At 38.9% G+C, this 15,808-nt stretch carries 19 protein-coding genes and 1 pseudogene; 15 read left to right on the forward strand and 5 right to left on the reverse strand.

Going from position 1 to position 15,808, the window contains the following annotated elements:
* Nucleotides 1–103: 103 nt before the first annotated feature.
* The 4 genes and pseudogenes from QI031_RS03755 (at nucleotide 104) to QI031_RS31670 (ending at nucleotide 911) form a co-directional block, all read left to right on the forward strand.
* Nucleotides 104–283, forward strand: coding sequence for a hypothetical protein (locus tag QI031_RS03755; RefSeq protein WP_281483883.1), 180 nt, complete (start codon nucleotides 104–106; stop codon nucleotides 281–283).
* A 189-nt stretch (nucleotides 284–472) separates the two neighbouring features.
* Complete coding sequence (locus tag QI031_RS03760) at nucleotides 473–691, forward strand: type II toxin-antitoxin system HicB family antitoxin (protein WP_281483884.1); 219 nt, start codon at nucleotides 473–475, stop codon at nucleotides 689–691.
* Nucleotides 692–775: pseudogene (locus QI031_RS03765) on the forward strand (type II toxin-antitoxin system HicA family toxin); the annotation flags it as partial.
* 19 nt (nucleotides 776–794) lie between these two features.
* The gene (locus tag QI031_RS31670; RefSeq protein WP_425526052.1) at nucleotides 795–911 is read left to right on the forward strand and encodes a type II toxin-antitoxin system HicA family toxin; all 117 of its coding nucleotides are present in this window, start codon (nucleotides 795–797) and stop codon (nucleotides 909–911) included.
* Between the two features lie 31 nt (nucleotides 912–942).
* Here QI031_RS31670 and QI031_RS03770 read toward each other — a convergent pair whose 3' ends face one another.
* A complete protein-coding gene (locus tag QI031_RS03770; RefSeq protein WP_281483885.1) occupies nucleotides 943–1,998 on the reverse strand; it encodes a BMP family protein in 1,056 nt (351 codons plus the stop codon).
* A gap of 161 nt (nucleotides 1,999–2,159) precedes the next feature.
* Here QI031_RS03770 and QI031_RS03775 point away from each other — a divergent pair, with 161 nt between their 5' ends.
* Together QI031_RS03775 and QI031_RS03780 are read left to right on the forward strand one after the other, a co-directional pair.
* Nucleotides 2,160–2,594 (forward strand): DoxX family protein, encoded by a 435-nt coding sequence (locus tag QI031_RS03775; RefSeq protein ID WP_281483886.1) that lies wholly within the window; start codon nucleotides 2,160–2,162, stop codon nucleotides 2,592–2,594.
* A 212-nt stretch (nucleotides 2,595–2,806) separates the two neighbouring features.
* The gene (locus QI031_RS03780; RefSeq protein ID WP_281483887.1) at nucleotides 2,807–3,301 is read left to right on the forward strand and encodes an ureidoglycolate lyase; all 495 of its coding nucleotides are present in this window, start codon (nucleotides 2,807–2,809) and stop codon (nucleotides 3,299–3,301) included.
* Here QI031_RS03780 and QI031_RS03785 read toward each other — a convergent pair.
* The gene (locus tag QI031_RS03785) at nucleotides 3,298–5,577 is read right to left on the reverse strand and encodes a tetratricopeptide repeat protein (protein ID WP_425526026.1); all 2,280 of its coding nucleotides are present in this window, start codon (nucleotides 5,575–5,577) and stop codon (nucleotides 3,298–3,300) included. The genes QI031_RS03780 and QI031_RS03785 overlap by 4 nt on opposite strands.
* A 346-nt stretch (nucleotides 5,578–5,923) precedes the next feature.
* Here QI031_RS03785 and QI031_RS03790 point away from each other — a divergent pair, with 346 nt between their 5' ends.
* The 8 genes from QI031_RS03790 to QI031_RS03825 all read left to right on the forward strand — a co-directional run bounded on the left by QI031_RS03790 (nucleotide 5,924) and on the right by QI031_RS03825 (nucleotide 12,167).
* Nucleotides 5,924–7,081, forward strand: coding sequence for a DUF58 domain-containing protein (locus QI031_RS03790; protein WP_281483888.1), 1,158 nt, complete (start codon nucleotides 5,924–5,926; stop codon nucleotides 7,079–7,081).
* Between the two features lie 92 nt (nucleotides 7,082–7,173).
* On the forward strand, nucleotides 7,174–7,539 hold the full coding sequence (locus QI031_RS03795) for a ferredoxin thioredoxin reductase catalytic beta subunit (protein ID WP_281483889.1): 366 nt from the start codon (nucleotides 7,174–7,176) through the stop codon (nucleotides 7,537–7,539).
* Nucleotides 7,536–7,925, forward strand: a complete 390-nt coding sequence (locus QI031_RS03800) for a DUF309 domain-containing protein (RefSeq protein ID WP_281483890.1) — start codon at nucleotides 7,536–7,538, stop codon at nucleotides 7,923–7,925. Before QI031_RS03795 ends, QI031_RS03800 begins: the two co-directional genes overlap by 4 nt.
* A gap of 161 nt (nucleotides 7,926–8,086) precedes the next feature.
* Nucleotides 8,087–8,587, forward strand: a complete 501-nt coding sequence (locus QI031_RS03805) for a helix-turn-helix domain-containing protein (protein WP_281480997.1) — start codon at nucleotides 8,087–8,089, stop codon at nucleotides 8,585–8,587.
* A gap of 47 nt (nucleotides 8,588–8,634) precedes the next feature.
* Nucleotides 8,635–9,159 (forward strand): IS630 family transposase, encoded by a 525-nt coding sequence (locus tag QI031_RS03810; protein ID WP_281485908.1) that lies wholly within the window; start codon nucleotides 8,635–8,637, stop codon nucleotides 9,157–9,159.
* A 254-nt stretch (nucleotides 9,160–9,413) separates the two neighbouring features.
* Nucleotides 9,414–9,938 (forward strand): LptA/OstA family protein, encoded by a 525-nt coding sequence (locus QI031_RS03815; protein ID WP_281483891.1) that lies wholly within the window; start codon nucleotides 9,414–9,416, stop codon nucleotides 9,936–9,938.
* Nucleotides 9,939–9,967: 29 nt separating this feature from the next.
* Nucleotides 9,968–10,696, forward strand: a complete 729-nt coding sequence (lptB, locus tag QI031_RS03820) for an LPS export ABC transporter ATP-binding protein (RefSeq protein WP_281483892.1) — start codon at nucleotides 9,968–9,970, stop codon at nucleotides 10,694–10,696.
* A 355-nt stretch (nucleotides 10,697–11,051) separates the two neighbouring features.
* The gene (locus QI031_RS03825; protein ID WP_281483893.1) at nucleotides 11,052–12,167 is read left to right on the forward strand and encodes an LptF/LptG family permease; all 1,116 of its coding nucleotides are present in this window, start codon (nucleotides 11,052–11,054) and stop codon (nucleotides 12,165–12,167) included.
* Between the two features lie 179 nt (nucleotides 12,168–12,346).
* Here the strand turns inward: QI031_RS03825 and QI031_RS03830 are convergent, their stop codons facing one another.
* Both QI031_RS03830 and QI031_RS03835 read right to left on the reverse strand, forming a co-directional pair.
* Nucleotides 12,347–12,970: a CBS domain-containing protein gene (locus tag QI031_RS03830; protein ID WP_281483894.1), complete on the reverse strand. Its 624-nt coding sequence runs from the start codon at nucleotides 12,968–12,970 to the stop codon at nucleotides 12,347–12,349.
* Between the two features lie 746 nt (nucleotides 12,971–13,716).
* Nucleotides 13,717–13,977, reverse strand: a complete 261-nt coding sequence (locus QI031_RS03835) for a hypothetical protein (RefSeq protein WP_281483895.1) — start codon at nucleotides 13,975–13,977, stop codon at nucleotides 13,717–13,719.
* A 188-nt stretch (nucleotides 13,978–14,165) separates the two neighbouring features.
* On the opposite strand from QI031_RS03835, the gene QI031_RS03840 reads away from it, so the two are divergent.
* Entirely contained in the window at nucleotides 14,166–14,903 is a 738-nt protein-coding gene (locus QI031_RS03840; RefSeq protein ID WP_281483896.1) for a phycocyanobilin:ferredoxin oxidoreductase, read from the forward strand.
* 151 nt (nucleotides 14,904–15,054) lie between these two features.
* On the opposite strand, the gene QI031_RS03845 is transcribed toward QI031_RS03840, so the two are convergent.
* A complete protein-coding gene (locus QI031_RS03845; RefSeq protein ID WP_281483897.1) occupies nucleotides 15,055–15,432 on the reverse strand; it encodes a Mo-dependent nitrogenase C-terminal domain-containing protein in 378 nt (125 codons plus the stop codon).
* Nucleotides 15,433–15,808 lie beyond the last annotated feature (376 nt).

A 15,808-nucleotide genomic window follows, 5' to 3' on the forward strand; every position in this document is an offset into this window, starting at 1 on the left:
AAGAAATGGAAAAACGAACCGCCAAGGACGCAGAGAACACGAAGTTAAGAGGGTTTTAGAGAGTTATTGCGTAAGTCCTATAAAATTGATAAGTAAGCCTTTAATGAATGAAGTCACTGCTATGCAAGTTAACGAACTTACTATCGAAGAACTTAAAGCCCTCATTCGAGAAACTGTTCTAGAAACTATAGAAGAACTACTAGTAGACCTAGATATAAATCAAACCATCAATGAGAATTTTAAACAAGAAATACTAGCAATTCAGAAACGTACACAGGTATAAGAGGTGTTTTTGCAGCAGAAGTTATGCAGAGACTAGGTTTAAGAAACGGATGAATTACTCAGTTGAGTATGAGCCAGAAGCCCTAGTTTCGAGAAAAGAATTATTTTTATTGATTGGATTGGACATCGCAAAGAGATTTACAACTAAATTGTGTACTTTACTTATATTAAGCAACTCAATTACACAACTATGAAATTCCAAGTAATTTTCAGTTTTGATTCAGAATATGAAGGATACATTGCTGAAGTTCCCGAACTTCCTGGCTGTATGAGTCAAGGCAAAACACTTGATGAAGCTATAGAAAATATTAAAGATGCTATTAAAGGATATCTATACGTTCAAACTCAACATGGTAAGCCTTATTTTCCTCAAGAATCACAAACATTTATCACAGAAGTTGTAGTATAAATGGGGCGTTTATCAAATATTTCTGGTAAAGAAGCTGTTAAAGTTTTTGAGAAGTTTAATTATATATTAGATCACCAAACCGGAAGTCATATTATATTATGGCATGACTCAAAACCCACCTTATCAGTTCCAACATCATCGAGAACTAGCACCTGGATTATTAAGAAGTCTAATTCGACAAGCTGGAATTACAGTTGATGAGTTCCTCGAAAATAAATGAATGTGATGTAAAATTTACAAATGTCTAAATTTTAGACTGAGGCTTTTTTCACACAACGTGTGTCTTTACCACCCTCATTGCAATTTTCAAAGATAATTTTTTTATCAATAATCTCCTGTTTTGTATTTAAGGCCTTTTGTTTAACTTGTTCTGGAACCATTGAGCCAAATTTTCCTAAATTTAATATATCTGGTTTTTCTAAACCTATAGTATATATTTGACCTTTGATTTGTTGTTGTTTTGCCAATTCTGCTAAATATACTATTGCTAAATCTAATCGTTTCACGGCACTAGTTAAAACTGCTTTGGGGGCTATATTTAATTGATCTTTAGTATTTCCAAAAGCATAAACTCCCTTTTCACTAGCAGTTTGCAACACTACGGCTGAGGCATTATCTAACCATTGATAAATTACATCTATGCCAGATGCAATTAATGTCAATGTTGCTTCTTTGGCTTTGGCAACATCATTCCAATCACCTGTGAAGGTAGAGGTAATTTGAATATTTGGTTTTATAGATTTTGCCCCTAATTCAAATCCCCGTAATTCTTCTTGAGTAGCTGCAAATTTTTGTCCGGCAATATAAGCTAATTTGTTAGATTTAGTCATAGAAGCGGCAATAATTCCACACAAATAGCTAACTTGTAGGTGATCTATTCTTAAAGCGGCGATATTTTTGCCTTTAACAGAACCGTTAACAGCAACAAAAAATGTGTTGGGAAACTTTGCAGCTACTTGTTTGACTGCTGCATCAAATTGTCCGCCGTGGGCAAAAACTACGTTGTAACCTTTACGGGCAAAATCTGTTAATGCTTTTGTTTGATCTGCTGGTGCTACTTGTTCTACATAAGCTACTTCTGCACACAGCTTTTGTCTTACCTGATTTATCCCTTCGTAACCAGATTGATTCCAAGCTTGATCTGTACTGCTTCCAGGAAGGGCGATCGCTACTTTAAACCATTGACTACTATTTGCTGTTTTTGGTGTCGTAGCTTGGTTGTTATTGCAAGCTTCTAGTAAAAAGCCGATACCAAGAACTGCTGAACCAGACAAAACAAATTTACGCCGATTAAAATTTACCGTCATACATGAGTCTGAAGATGGATCGTTGTTTTAGTTATTAATTTACTTTAAAGTCGCAAGTGGTATTTTGGCAAAATTTAGCCAATTTTTATCCCTATTGATTGAAGACAGACTGATACTAGGCAATCAATACTGAATTAGTAGGAATAAATTAAGCAAAACCTATGAATAAATATAAGGAACTTTTACGTGTCATCCTGGCAGTATCTATTATTGTAGTTGGAGTCACACATTTTATTGTGCCAGAACAGTATGTGAGAATTGTGCCTCCTCAACTTCCCTATCCTTTAGGATTAGTTTATCTCAGTGGCTTTTATGAAATTTTGGGTGGTATTGGCTTATTAGTTCCACCTGTAAGTCAAGCTGCTGCTTGGGGATTAGTTGCACTTTTTATTGCTGTTTACCCAGCCAATATCAATATGGCAGTTAATCTAATTAAAGTTGATCATATACCCAATTCACCTTGGATTCATGTTGTAAGACTGCCGTTACAAGGAGTTTTAATTGCTTGGGCTTGGTGGTACACAAAGCCTGCAAATCGCGATCAACAAGTGTCTGTGATTCCTAAATCGCTTATTCCTGAAGAGTTAGAATGGTAATGATTAAATATGAAAAACTAACCGCAGAGTCGCTGAGGTAACAGAGAAAAGATTATTTGCGTAAGTCATAGTAAAATTTTGCGTTGCTGAATCTAGAGATGAAATTTATGTGTTGATATCTAAAACTCCTCATTCTCTCTGCGCCTCTGCGTGATAAAAATCATCCTGCATTTATGCAACGCCTAAAATTTTTTGCAAAATCAAAAATTTTTATGAGTACATCACAAACACTAAAACAATTACCAGCAGAGTTGATTAACTCTGAAAACTTTCGACGTTATGGACAGGTAATTTTTGCAAGTCAAGATGGTAAGAATTTTGATGTAGAAGATGCCCAGTTAAATTTACAAAATGGGACTCCGCGATTTTATATTATGCGGTTAGATAAGAAGGGGCGGAAATTTCATCAAATTACTCGCCATTTGCAATGCACTCAATGTTTAGGTGCTTTGGCAGGTAAAGATTGGTTAATCGCAGTTTGTCCTCCTCATAATGATAGAAATACACCTGTTTTAGAAGAAATTGCCGCTTTTCGGATTCCGGGAAATTGTTTTATTAAATTGAATGAGGGTACTTGGCACGCTGGGCCATATTTTGAGCATGAGGTTGTAGACTTTTATAATTTAGAACTTGCTGATACAAATGTGGTGGATCATTTCACTCATGATTTTGTTGAAAGTCATAATTTAGAATTTGAGATGATTTAAACAGCAATCAACTGTTTAAAGTTAGCATCATCTGCAATTTCATCAAAATCTATATCGGTTGCGGCATCTTCTTTGTATATAGGATTCAGTTGGATTGCCTGTTGGAGATTTTCTAAAGCTAATTCAACTTGCCTTTGTAGTGCATAACAAGCTGCTTTGTTGTAATAAGTCCTGGCGTAATCTGACTTAATTTCTAATGCTTTATTAAAACTAGCGATCGCTTCATCATCACGTCCTAATCTTACCAAAGTATAACCACGTTTATCCCAAGCTTTAGGGGAATCAGGTTGAAATTTTAGTGACTGATCAAAGCTGGCGATCGCTTCTTCGTATTGCTCTAATTCTACCAGTGAAAGCCCACGATTTAACCAAGCAATGGCATCATTTGGTTGGAGTTGTATAGCTTGATCAAAAGAGTCAAAAGCCTGTTGATGCTGTCGTAAGTTACCAAAAGCTACACCGCGATCGCACCATGCTTGATGATAATCAGGTTGAATCTCAATTGCTCTATCGTAAGAGGCGATCGCATCTTGATAACGTTTTAATCTAACTAAAGTCAAACCTCGTTTTAACCAAACAATAGGTTCATTCGGCTGAAGTTTAACTGCTCTATTATAAACTGCGATCGCATCTAGATACTGCTTTTGAGAAAATAAAGTATCTCCCTCTTGCATATAATCATCTGCTAATAATTTCGGTTGTGGTTGTGGTTCTTGGGTTTCCTCCTTTTCAGCAATAGAGGTAGGTTTCACTTCAACCAATTCATGCAAAATTGCATCCTTGCGTTGTTGAGCATCTAACTGTAATTCCGAGAGTTGAGAAACAAATTCCGTTTCTAACTTTTCTAGTTTTTCTAGAATTAGCAGCTTTTGTTGTTGAGCGTTCGATTGTAATTCTGAAAACTGAGAAACAAACTCCGAACCTGAACTTTCTAAATTCGCAATTATCAGCTCTTTTTGAGCTTGAGCATTCACCTGTAATTCTGATAGTTGAGATGCAAACTCAGTTTTTAGTTGAATCAGATCATCAAATATATTATCTTTTTGTTGCTGCGTATCTAACTGTAATTCCGATAGATAAGATTTAAATGTGTTTTCTAGTTTTTCTAAATTTTCCAGCGTTGTATTTTTATTTTGTTCTGCATCTATCTGTAACTGAGATAGTTGAGATGCAAACTTAGCTTGAGATTTTGTAAAACTCTCAATAATATTGTTCTTTTGTACCTGAGTTTCAGATTGTAATTGGGCTAATTGAGATTGAAATAAAGTTTCTGATTCTCCTAAATTTTTTAAAATGATATCCTTTTGTTTTCGAGCATCTGTTTCTAACTCAGATAATTGTGTGACAAACTCTGTCTGCAATTTAGTTAAATTATTAAGGATGCTATCCTTTTGTTTTTGAGTATCACCTTGAACATTTGCAAATTGAGCAATAAAATCATATTTATTTTGTTCTATGCTTTCTAAAGCTAGATTTTTTTGTTGTTCAACACCTAATTTTAATTCAGAAAACTGAGAGGCTAGCTCCGATTCTAGTTTGGCTATATTCTCTACTGTGAGATTCCTTTGAAGTTGACTATCCAACTGTAATTGGGATAATTCCCCAGCAAATTCAGATTCTAATTTCTTTATATTTTGTTGAACACTTTTGACATCGGTTTCTAGTCCCGCAAAAATCTTATCTTTTGATTGCAATAGTTCAGATGTCAAGGTTGATAAATTTTCTTGATGTATTTTTATTTTTTCTTGTAATGACTCAGCCTCCTTTTCTAATTGACGATTGAGCTTTTTAGCATCTTGAATAGTATTTTCAGCTTCTTGCTTAACAATAACTAACTGGTTTTGTAAATTTTCAACTCCCTCTAACTGTGCCATTGCTCTATTCACAATTTCACGGATTGCTACCCGTCTTAACAACCAAAATAGAGCAATAACTGCAACTGGAAATAAACTCAATATGACCAACCAGATATTCATTAGGATAGTTGTAGGATTAAAGGCACGTTCTAAATTAGATTGTTCTGGTTCGGGAGTGCGATTTTCTACTGCTGCTTGCGCTAGTTTTTCCTGCTGCTGATTTGATATTACTGGGACAGGAGTCAATTCTCTAGACACGGATGGTATGGGTTGCCCGCTGGTAATATTAGCAGATACCAGCAAAGGTGAAAAGACAATAGCGCTTTTTAAAATTACGGTAAAAACAACTTGATTCTTGCTCTTCACTCTAGTAACCTTCCTTGAATGAAAACCACTACTTTTAGTGTAGTGGTTTAGCATCAGGTGTTCATAATCATGATTTGGCAATAGGCTACATCCCACCGGGGGCGATCGCTTCAACCAACTTGTTAAAAAGTAAAATGGTAAACTGAACATTGATATAATTTTTGCGATCGCACCTCCCCAGCTCACAGGCCAACCGCGATCGCATTTCAAAACTCGCTTTTACTTAGGCTGAATCGGCTTCACTAAAGGCGATCGCGCCAATGATAACGCGATCGCCTAATGTGGGTTCTAATTAGCCCAAACCCAAAAACTGAGAAATCAGCGACAACAGGTTATTACTGAGTTTGGTCAACCTATGAAAGACTGTGAATTTCAATCAGTGTTGGGTTAAAAAAGAAACATGAAAATCACCAAACCCATTACTAACTGGTTAGAAATTCGTGCTAGCACCCCTGCATACACTGGTTGGGTATTAGCAGGCATTGCTATTTGTTTTTTCGGGGCAGCTATTAATACTATGGCTGGATGGCTGTATGCAATTAGCGGTGTGAGTTTTGCTCTGCTTGGTATAGCCGCAATTTTACCACCGCGATCGCTTGTTGGTCTATTTATTACCCGCCATCCCATCTCGCCTGTATCAGCAGGAGATGACTTGACAGTGGAATTAGAAATCCACAACCAAAAAAATCAACCTGTAAGCTTACTACAAATTGAAGATATCTTGCCGTTTGTTTTAGGCAAGCCAATACAAACGGCAATAGAAGTAATACCTAGCCAAGGTAGTTATCGTTGGGTATATTATCACCCTACCCAACATCGAGGTATTTATCGCTGGGGTACAGTTGAACTGGTGAGTGGTGCGCCTTTGGGATTATTTTGGTCTCGTCGTCAGCATGATTGCGCGGCGATCGCGATCGTTTATCCTCCTGTTTTACCTCTGGCTACATGTCCTTTAGTAGATGAGATGGGACAAGAAGAGAGTAAAAGGGGCGATCCTCACGGTAGACCATTGCAGACAGCAACCACAGGATTAGTGCGATCGCTACGTCCTTATCGCATCGGAGATCCCACTCGTCTGATTCACTGGCGTACTAGTGCGCGCTATGGTGAATTGCGAGTGCGAGAATTAGAAATGATCACGGGCGGACAGGAAATAATTATTGCTCTTGATAGTGCCGGTGGTTGGCAAGCAGAAAATTTTGAACAAGCAGTAATTGCCGCAGCGTCTTTGTACTTTTATGCACATCAACAACAGCTACAGGTACAACTGTGGACAGCATCAACAGGATTAGTCAAAGGTGAGCGTATTGTTTTAGAAACCCTAGCAGCGACCGCGTTTCAAGAAGAAACTAGTATTAACGAGTTTTACAGCTATCCTGTAATTTGGTTAACTCAAAACCCCTTGACACTTTCCTCCTTACCACAGGGTAGTCGTTGGGTGTTATGGAAGCATATCTCATTGCCAGAAGAAGTAATTAATTGGGACTATCCTGGCATCGTCCTACAGAATGATCAAGCATTGCAATCACAGTTGCAAAAATCATTACATTCAAATTGAAAAACTCAGGTTGGGGAAACTCACCCAGTAATTGCTTAGTGAGGCTGAGGTACAATGCAAAGAAATATTTAAGTTATGAGTTGCCGATCCACATGATATCATCAGAAGCCAACGCCAAATCCACAGAAAAAAGCCTAGAGGCAATGCGGCATTTTTCCGAGCAATATGCCAAGCGGACTGGAACTTACTTTTGTTCTGAGCCTTCTGTAACCGCAGTTGTAATTGAAGGACTAGCCAAACATAAAGACGATCTAGGTGCGCCGTTGTGTCCTTGTCGTCACTACGAAGACAAAGAAGCCGAAGTCAAAGCTACATATTGGAACTGTCCTTGTGTACCGATGAGAGAACGCAAAGAATGCCATTGTATGCTCTTTCTCACAACGGATAACGAGTTTGCTGGAGAACAGCAAGAAATCTCTTTAGAAACAATCAAAGAAGTGCGAGACAGTATGGGATGAGCAAAACTATCCCTCGACAGTTTTGGCAAGGCGTAGAACAGTTCAATTTAGGACAGTTCTATGACTGCCATGATACTTTAGAAGCTCTGTGGATAGAAGCCAGCGAACCAGAAAAATCTTTTTATCAAGGTGTGCTGCAAATTGCTGTAGCACTTTATCATCTGGGTAATCGTAACTGGCGAGGCGCTGTGATTTTACTGGGAGAAGGTAGCAATCGCCTACGACGTTATCCATCTAGTTATAGCGGCATTGATGTAGACGAGTTACTGAATCAAAGTACAAATTTGTTAAAAACCCTACAACAAACTGGAGCAGACAAAATTACTACTGGTGAAATAGATATCAATCAATCATTGCCTTTGCCGAGAATTGCCATAATTCAATGATGAGTGAAAGTTAACTCAGATAATTTAGGATAAACAATTGGGGAATGGAGACTTTGTCTATTCCCCAATATTTTTTAGTAGTTTATTTTAAATTTCGGTCTTATACCAATTCACTAAAAGTATGATACAGATAAATTAGGAATAAATATGAACGGGTAAAAATGGTTGGAGTCACCAAAGTCGAAATAAAAGAATCAGTCCAACAGTTGCATGAACTGCTCGTCAAACAGAAAACAGCATCAAGCCGTGAACGAGTTCAAGCTTTGTATTTACTGAAAATGGGGCAAGTAAGAACGGTACAGGATGCAGCTTTTGTCGTAGGCAGAGAAAGAGTGACAGTGCAAAGATGGTTAAAAACATATACAGAGTCGGGAATAAACGGTCTATTGTCAACAAAAAAAAGTCCAGGGCGACCGCCAATTATTGATGGTTCGACCAAAGAACAACTTTTAAAAGAACTTGAACAGCCATTTGGATTTAAAAGCTATGAAGAAATCCGAACATGGTTGAAAGCGGTTCAAGGTGTGAGAGCGTCGTATAAAGTAGTACATGATACAGTACGCTATCGAATGAAAGCGAAGTTAAAAGTACCAAGAGCAGTAGGGATAAAACACAATGAAGAAGCAGAATTAGAATTTAAAAAAAACTGCCACAATACCTAGAAGTTATAAAAAAACACGTCATAGAGCCAAAAGATAAACATAAAGAAATTAGATACTGGTGTGGTGATGAAAGCCGTGTAGGATTAAAAACAGAATTAGGAAGACTGATCACGCTTTGTGGCATTAAACCTATTGGCATCATGCAATGGAAACGAGAAAATTTCTATTTATATGGTTTAGTAGAGCCGTTAACTGGTGAGTATTATATTTGGGAATTCTCTCATCTCAACACAGCTTGCTTCAATATCTTTTTAGAACAGTTTGCAGCTACGTATCCGGAAGATATACACATACTTCAATTAGACAATGGTGCTTTTCATTTAAGCCAGACTCTTAAAATTCCAGAAAATATTATTTTATTATTTCAACCTCCACATACTCCCCAAGTCAATCCCATTGAACGTTTATGGGAAGAAGTAAAAAGGAATTTAAGTTGGGAATGCTTTGCTAATTTGGACGAGTTAAGAACAGTTATTTGGCAACGTCTTGAGGAATTAAACACATCAATTGTTGCGAATATTACAGGTTGGGGTTTTATTCTGGATGCTTTATTTGTATCAGGCTTTTCGTGAAATGGTATTATGCCCCAGATGAAAGTCTGGCAGTATCTTCTTGTGCTTCTGGACTTGATCAAGCGACAATTACGGTTGCTGACTCTGCCTAATCACAAATTTGGATAAAGTTACAGTGAAACCTCTAGGTTTAGCAAAGCGTCAATATTTTAGCCAGCAGTTATCCCAACTTACTCCAGATAGTAGATTTTATTTCAGGATAAAGTAATTGAGATAATTAGTATACAAGCAAAAATCCTAAATCCCAAATTGCTATGATGCCCTGTTATCAATTGCCCATATCACAGATACGTCGTTTTGGATTAGCCTTGCTATTACCAGTTACACTCTGGGGCGTGATGTCTACTGATAATTCATTAAGTGGCAATAGTTTTCCGATTCAAATGCAAACTGCTACTGCCCAAACACCGCAAGAAAATCGCCCACTGACAATTCGTTCAGATGTGCAAGAATATGATGCCAAAACTCAAGTAGTAACGGCTCGTGGTAACGTGCAAATGTTGTACCCTGCTCGTCAACTGCAAGCAACAGCTGCCCAAGCACAATACTTTAGCAAAGAACGCCGGATTGACTTTAGTGGCAATGTCTATATTTTGCAAAAGGGTGGTAATAGTATGCGGGCTGAAAAGGTAACTTATCTGATTGACGAAGGGCGATTTGTTGCCTTACCGCAATCCAACCGTCAGGTAGAGTCCATCTACATGGTTCAGGAATCAGATGACGGCGGACAACCTACTACACCTGCCCCTCAAACACCAGGTTTCAAAGGTTCTAATTAGCATCTACCACAAATCAAAAGGCGCGAATCGTGAAAATTGTCCTAGAGAATATTCATAAATCTTATGGCAAGCGACTTATTGTCAATCGCGTCAATCTTTCTATAGCTCAAGGAGAAATCGTCGGTTTACTAGGGCCTAATGGAGCTGGTAAAACGACGACATTTTATATTGCCACAGGTTTAGAAAAGCCTAATCAAGGGAGAGTCTGGCTAGATAGCCGAGAAATTACCGGAATGCCAATGCACAAAAGGGCAAGATTGGGTATTGGCTATTTAGCTCAAGAACCAAGTGTTTTTCGCCAACTCTCAGTGCAAGATAATCTTCTTTTAGTCTTAGAGCAGACGAACGTGCCACGATGGGAGTGGCCAAAACGAGTCCAAACTTTACTGCGAGAGTTTCGCTTGGAGAAGTTAGCCAAAAGTAAAGGTATTCAACTTTCTGGTGGTGAACGCCGACGAACAGAGTTAGCAAGGGCTTTGGCTGCTGGCAGAGAAGGGCCAAAGTTTTTACTTTTGGATGAACCATTTGCCGGAGTTGATCCCATTGCAGTTTCCGAAATTCAGCAAATTGTCGCACGATTGCGCGATCGCGGTATGGGTATCTTAATCACAGATCACAATGTTCGTGAAACCCTAGCTATTACTGATCGTGCTTACATTATGCGCGAGGGGCAAATTCTCGCCTTTGGTATTGCAGAAGAACTTTACAGCAATTCCCTTGTCCGGCAATACTACTTAGGGGATAACTTTCAGGCTTAAATTCTGAGAAAAGGGGCTAGGGGCTAGGGACTAGTACACATTAAAAACAATGAAAGGGAACAGGGAACGGGCAAATCTATTCCCTGTTCCCGCCCCAAAGGAGCTTGATGAAAACTGCTATATTGAGTTTTTATTTTTTACCATTCATCTGTTATTAATTTATAGCGATCGCTAGCATTTTATGACAAAAATTGCTCATAAAACCTTTATACCAAAATACTTTTAAGTCTGTTCTTTATTCCCTGTACTCTACTATATTGTCAGGATTGTCTGCGTTTAATTCTTCAAATTGCTTATGATATCAACAAAGTTTAAGCCTTTTTATAGCCTCAGATCACTGTTGCCTTTTACGATCATGGATCGCTATCTTGCTAGCGAAATGCTACCAACATTTTTTTTTGGTGTTGGAGCTTTTTCGTCAATTGGCGTAACCATTGATTCTGTATTTGAGCTAGTAAGGAAAATTGTAGAATCCGGGCTACCCATAGACATTGCTATTCAAGTTTTTTTGTTAAAACTTCCTAATTTCATCGTTTTAGCCTTCCCCATGTCTACACTGCTGGCTACTTTGATGACTTATAGTCGTCTTTCTAGTGAAAGCGAATTAATTGCCCTACGTGGCTGTGGGGTGAGTGTCTATCGCATGGTGCTAACTGCTGTGATGTTGAGTCTTGTAGTTACGGGAATGACATTTGTGTTTAATGAACAAATCGCCCCAGCCGCAAATTACCAAGCAACTCTTACCCTAGATAGTGCCTTGAAGTCGGATAAGCCAACTTTTCAGCAGCAAAATATTTTTTATCCTGAGTACCGGGATATCCCACAGTCAGATGGTAGTAAAAGCAGAATATTATCACGCTTATTTTATGCTGACCAGTTTGATGGTAAGCGAATGAAGGGTTTGACGATTATAGACCGTTCTAAAGAAGGTGTGAGTCAAATTGTGGTATCAGAATCTGCTCAGTGGAATGGTTCTCAAAACGTCTGGGATTTTTACAACGGCACAATCTATTTAGTGGCTGCCGATCGCTCTTATCGCAATATTTTACGGTTTGAACATCAACAGCTGCAATTACCCCGCACACCCTTAAGTTTGGCAGAAAAAAGCCGGGACTACGGTGAAATGAATATTAGTGAAGCACTAGAACAACTAACTGTAGAACGTCTCGGTGGCGATCGCCAAAAAATTCGTAAACTCCAAGTACGGATTCAACAAAAAATTGCCTTGCCGTTTGTCTGCGTAGTTTTTGGCTTGGTAGGTGCAGCAATGGGAACCATACCCCAACGGACTGGGCGAGGAACAAGTTTTGGTATTAGCGTCATAGTAATTTTTTCTTACTACCTTATTTTCTTTATTAGTGGTGCGATCGGTCAAGCAGGTATACTTTCTCCCTTCATGGGCGCTTGGTTGCCTAACTTTATATTTTTCGGAATAGGTGCATTTTTATTAATACGGGTTGCTCAACGCTAAAGAAGCAGAAAGCAGCACTTCGACTACGCTCAGTGACCGGAGCAGGGGAGCAGGAGAGTAGGAGAGTAAGGAAAAATAACAATGCCCACTTGCCCTGACTTGTGCTGAGCGTAGTCGAAGTAGCGAAGCCGTTCGACGGAGTCGTTCCCGAAGGGTAGGGATACCCTATGCCCTAACCCTCAAGCACTTCGACTACTTCGACATTCTGGTGCATCTGGATTGTCTTTACAGTATTCTTCAAAGGATATTTTGGCTGATACCATGCTTTCAGCTTTTTGATGAGCAACTTCTGCTTGCAATTCTTCTACCTCATCCCAGGCTGTTGCACAGGCTTTAGAATAAGCACCATGTTCAGTACAAACAGCACGAGCCTCTGCGATCGCTTTATGGATTCTCTCCTCCAGTAATAGTACTTTTGGTGCTTCCACAAAGTTACTCTTAGTCAAAATATCGGTAATCGAGATAATACCTAATAACTTGCCTTGAATCACGGGCGCTCTATGAATACCTGTATTAGCAAACAACCTTGCTACATACTCTACACCCAACTCAGGATTAACAACGATGCAAGGTTTACTCATAATTTCGTAAACCCTCATTTGTTTAGCATCTTTACCGTAGGCTGTTACCTTATAAACCACGTCAGTTTCAGTGACGATACCGTAGGCATCATCATCAGAGCGACAATCTACAACTAAAGCACGTAAACCTTTTTCTTTCATCAGTCCCACTGCTTCAGCGACTGTTGCTGAACCACGAATAGTAACGACATCGGTGGTCATGATATCTTCAGCTTTCATCATTGCTGTAGTCTCCTGGTAAATAATACGGTGCGATCGCTCTACACATCCTAAGGCGGGCGTTATACCGTTTCACTTTAAAGTTGATACATTTGGGCAAGCAGGGGAAGCAGGGGAGGTAGGGGGAGTAAGAAAAGTAATTTGTATCAATAATTTCGTGAAATGGTATTAGCGCAGCCATCACTGTTTGCTCTTGACATTCCCAGCAGATAGGATAGGCGGGTGCTTGCCGTCATTGAGTGGAGTGCCGCGCTTTTATACCTTTTTTCAAATGTTTGCCACAAGAAAATAGGTACTATAGGCGTATAGAAGCATTGCAGCGCACAGTTTAAGAGTAAATAGGTGGAATTTTTTCATGCCCCAACAATAAGTTAGTGCAGCTGTAGATGGCTAATGATATCCAAAGTGACCAAAGCTTAAAATCTCAGTCTTAAAGTAACTTTAAGACCAGCACAATATTTTTAAACCAGTCCTTGATCTATCTGAGCTGTGAAGGTAAGTAATGGCAAACCTATTACATTCTGATTCAGCGTTGGCGTAATCAAGAGTTAGGGGAGTACATGGACTCCCCGCACTTGTCGATTCTCTTTGATGGAGATGAGACAAGCGTTTAAGGACTTGCGTGAAAATAAAGTATCAGTAAACCGAGTTTCGACTGCGCTCAACTCTCAACAGTTGAGGGTTGAGCGCAGTCGAAACCCCATTGGTTGGGACACTATTAACCAGCAGATCCCTTACCAGTAGCTGTATTATCGATTATTAATAAATTGCCTCGTATGCAATGAGCATTCTCCATAATCTGGAATCCAGGCTAGCCATTCATCTGTTGACACCCGACAGAGTAATAGTGCTTCATCAAAGCTAAAGGGGTTAGGCAGTTCTAAAAGCTTAACCCACATTGAAGTTTGGAAATCTTGCTCTGACTCTATGGCATAAGATTTACTTAACCAATCTCGATGCTGTTGACTTGTTGGTTGAGCAAAATTTGGTTTTTCAGAATTTAGTTTCATAACTATGTATTAGCCTTAACGAAAGGGCTAACATAAAAATATTTCTGTAGCCTAGAGTACAAAATTTATAATCAATGGGAAAAGTTATCGTTTCATAACTTTACGTTAGTTAAGCGTAAGTGTTTCCTTAGAATAGAGTGGCGCTAGTGGTTGTAGACTGGCAAATAGATAGCATTTTCAATGAGAACATGTCATTTACTTCTGTTCCTTCGCTGCGTGAGCAACAACATCCCTTAATTCGTCAGCTTGCTGATTGTATTGAGACAGTTTGGTACAAGCATTTGGATCTGTCAACTTACCATTTGCCTACTGAGTTAGGGTATGTGGAAGGTAAATTAGAGGGCGAGAAACTGACGATTGAAAATCGTTGCTATCAAACACCCCAGTTCCGAAAAATGCACTTGGAACTGGCAAAAATCGGCAATATGCTGGATATTCTGCATTGCGTGATGTTTCCCCGTCCAGAATATAACCTGCCGATGTTTGGTTGTGATTTAGTTGGGGGTAGAGGTCAAATTAGTGCTGCGATCGCAGATCTATCTCCTGTGAGCCTAGAACGTACCTTACCAAAATCCTATACTTTGGCATTAGCGGCGCTGACACCACCTAATTTTTCCCAACCCCGTGAATTACCCGAATGGGGACATATCTTTTCAGACTTTTGTATCTTTGTTCGCCCCAGTTCTCCAGAAGAAGAAGCAACGTTTCTTTCGCGTGTGCGGGAATTTTTAGAAATTCATTGTACCCAAGCGATCGCTTCTACTCCCGTGACACCCGAACAGACGTTGCAAATTATCGCCGGACAACGCAACTATTGCACCAAACAACAACAAAATGACAAAACCCGTCGGGTACTCGAAAAAGCCTTTGGTCAAGATTGGGCAGAGCATTATATGACCACAGTTTTATTTGACCTGCCAGATTAATACAAAGTTGCGGCATAAAGCATCACTGCACACTGATTTTACTTCCTCTAAATAATACTATCTATTGCAACTTGGTATAATTGAAAATAATAAAATATCCAGAGTCAAAAGAAATTGTATTGACCCTGGATTATTAACTTTTGATTCTGTTCTAACAGTACTGCGATACATCCTCGCCGCATTCATCGGCTAGATAGCACATCGCTCGAAAACGTAAACCAACTACTTCTTCATATAAGGGATTAAGTTTGCACATGGGCGGAATGTGAAACAGGGTTTTCCCAAATAATTTGACATCACGCTCAAAGGGACATTGAGCAGGAATCAACTTGCATAAGCGGTGAGCTAATTGGCGATCACCAACTTGAATGCTGTCTAAGCGCCGCCGCAAGGGTTGGAGAATATTATAGTAAACCTGAGAAAATGAACCTTGCCGCTGGTTTGCATGAGTGTTGCTAGCTTCGGCTGGATTTATGGAGACCCAACTGGCAAGAAAAATTTTTTTTGTGGTATTATCGAATACCTTCATGGTTAATCCTCTGTGTTATTGAGGGGTATTCACCTGTTTGATGAATATATACAACGTGGCAACTACCTTTACCGGAAAAATAGTGTTCTGACTGAGAGTATGATCTAAATGTTTGAGTAGCCACTGAAGTCAGAACCATTTATTACTACGTCAAGTTAATCGCAATTTCCTCGGAATCGGTAGTGTAAAAATACGATCTTGTTCATAACTTGATTTAGTTTAAATTTTAATAAAGAAATCTATCTTGGGTTAGATCTTAGTGTAACATACACAAAACTTAATTAGATAGTTTTCTACGAGTGATTCTAACGGGAATAAATATCAAATAACTCAGTATTTTTACTCAAAAAATTCCAGCATAGTAAATAAATTTTAG

The organism is Halotia branconii CENA392, from assembly GCF_029953635.1.
In the GTDB taxonomy this organism is placed as follows: domain Bacteria; phylum Cyanobacteriota; class Cyanobacteriia; order Cyanobacteriales; family Nostocaceae; genus Halotia; species Halotia branconii.

What these genes read in the sequence shown, in the direction of transcription:
- QI031_RS03755 (WP_281483883.1), top strand. Translation starts at nt 104, where the DNA reads ATGAATGAAGTCACTGCTATGCAAGTTAACGAACTTACTATCGAAGAA.
- QI031_RS03760 (WP_281483884.1), top strand. Translation starts at nt 473, where the DNA reads ATGAAATTCCAAGTAATTTTCAGTTTTGATTCAGAATATGAAGGATAC.
- QI031_RS31670 (WP_425526052.1), top strand. Translation starts at nt 795, where the DNA reads ATGACTCAAAACCCACCTTATCAGTTCCAACATCATCGAGAACTAGCA.
- QI031_RS03770 (WP_281483885.1), bottom strand. Translation starts at nt 1,998, where the DNA reads ATGACGGTAAATTTTAATCGGCGTAAATTTGTTTTGTCTGGTTCAGCA.
- QI031_RS03775 (WP_281483886.1), top strand. Translation starts at nt 2,160, where the DNA reads ATGAATAAATATAAGGAACTTTTACGTGTCATCCTGGCAGTATCTATT.
- QI031_RS03780 (WP_281483887.1), top strand. Translation starts at nt 2,807, where the DNA reads ATGAGTACATCACAAACACTAAAACAATTACCAGCAGAGTTGATTAAC.
- QI031_RS03785 (WP_425526026.1), bottom strand. Translation starts at nt 5,577, where the DNA reads ATGCTAAACCACTACACTAAAAGTAGTGGTTTTCATTCAAGGAAGGTT.
- QI031_RS03790 (WP_281483888.1), top strand. Translation starts at nt 5,924, where the DNA reads ATGAAAATCACCAAACCCATTACTAACTGGTTAGAAATTCGTGCTAGC.
- QI031_RS03795 (WP_281483889.1), top strand. Translation starts at nt 7,174, where the DNA reads ATGATATCATCAGAAGCCAACGCCAAATCCACAGAAAAAAGCCTAGAG.
- QI031_RS03800 (WP_281483890.1), top strand. Translation starts at nt 7,536, where the DNA reads ATGAGCAAAACTATCCCTCGACAGTTTTGGCAAGGCGTAGAACAGTTC.
- QI031_RS03805 (WP_281480997.1), top strand. Translation starts at nt 8,087, where the DNA reads ATGGTTGGAGTCACCAAAGTCGAAATAAAAGAATCAGTCCAACAGTTG.
- QI031_RS03815 (WP_281483891.1), top strand. Translation starts at nt 9,414, where the DNA reads ATGATGCCCTGTTATCAATTGCCCATATCACAGATACGTCGTTTTGGA.
- QI031_RS03825 (WP_281483893.1), top strand. Translation starts at nt 11,052, where the DNA reads ATGGATCGCTATCTTGCTAGCGAAATGCTACCAACATTTTTTTTTGGT.
- QI031_RS03830 (WP_281483894.1), bottom strand. Translation starts at nt 12,970, where the DNA reads ATGATGAAAGCTGAAGATATCATGACCACCGATGTCGTTACTATTCGT.
- QI031_RS03835 (WP_281483895.1), bottom strand. Translation starts at nt 13,977, where the DNA reads ATGAAACTAAATTCTGAAAAACCAAATTTTGCTCAACCAACAAGTCAA.
- QI031_RS03840 (WP_281483896.1), top strand. Translation starts at nt 14,166, where the DNA reads ATGTCATTTACTTCTGTTCCTTCGCTGCGTGAGCAACAACATCCCTTA.
- QI031_RS03845 (WP_281483897.1), bottom strand. Translation starts at nt 15,432, where the DNA reads ATGAAGGTATTCGATAATACCACAAAAAAAATTTTTCTTGCCAGTTGG.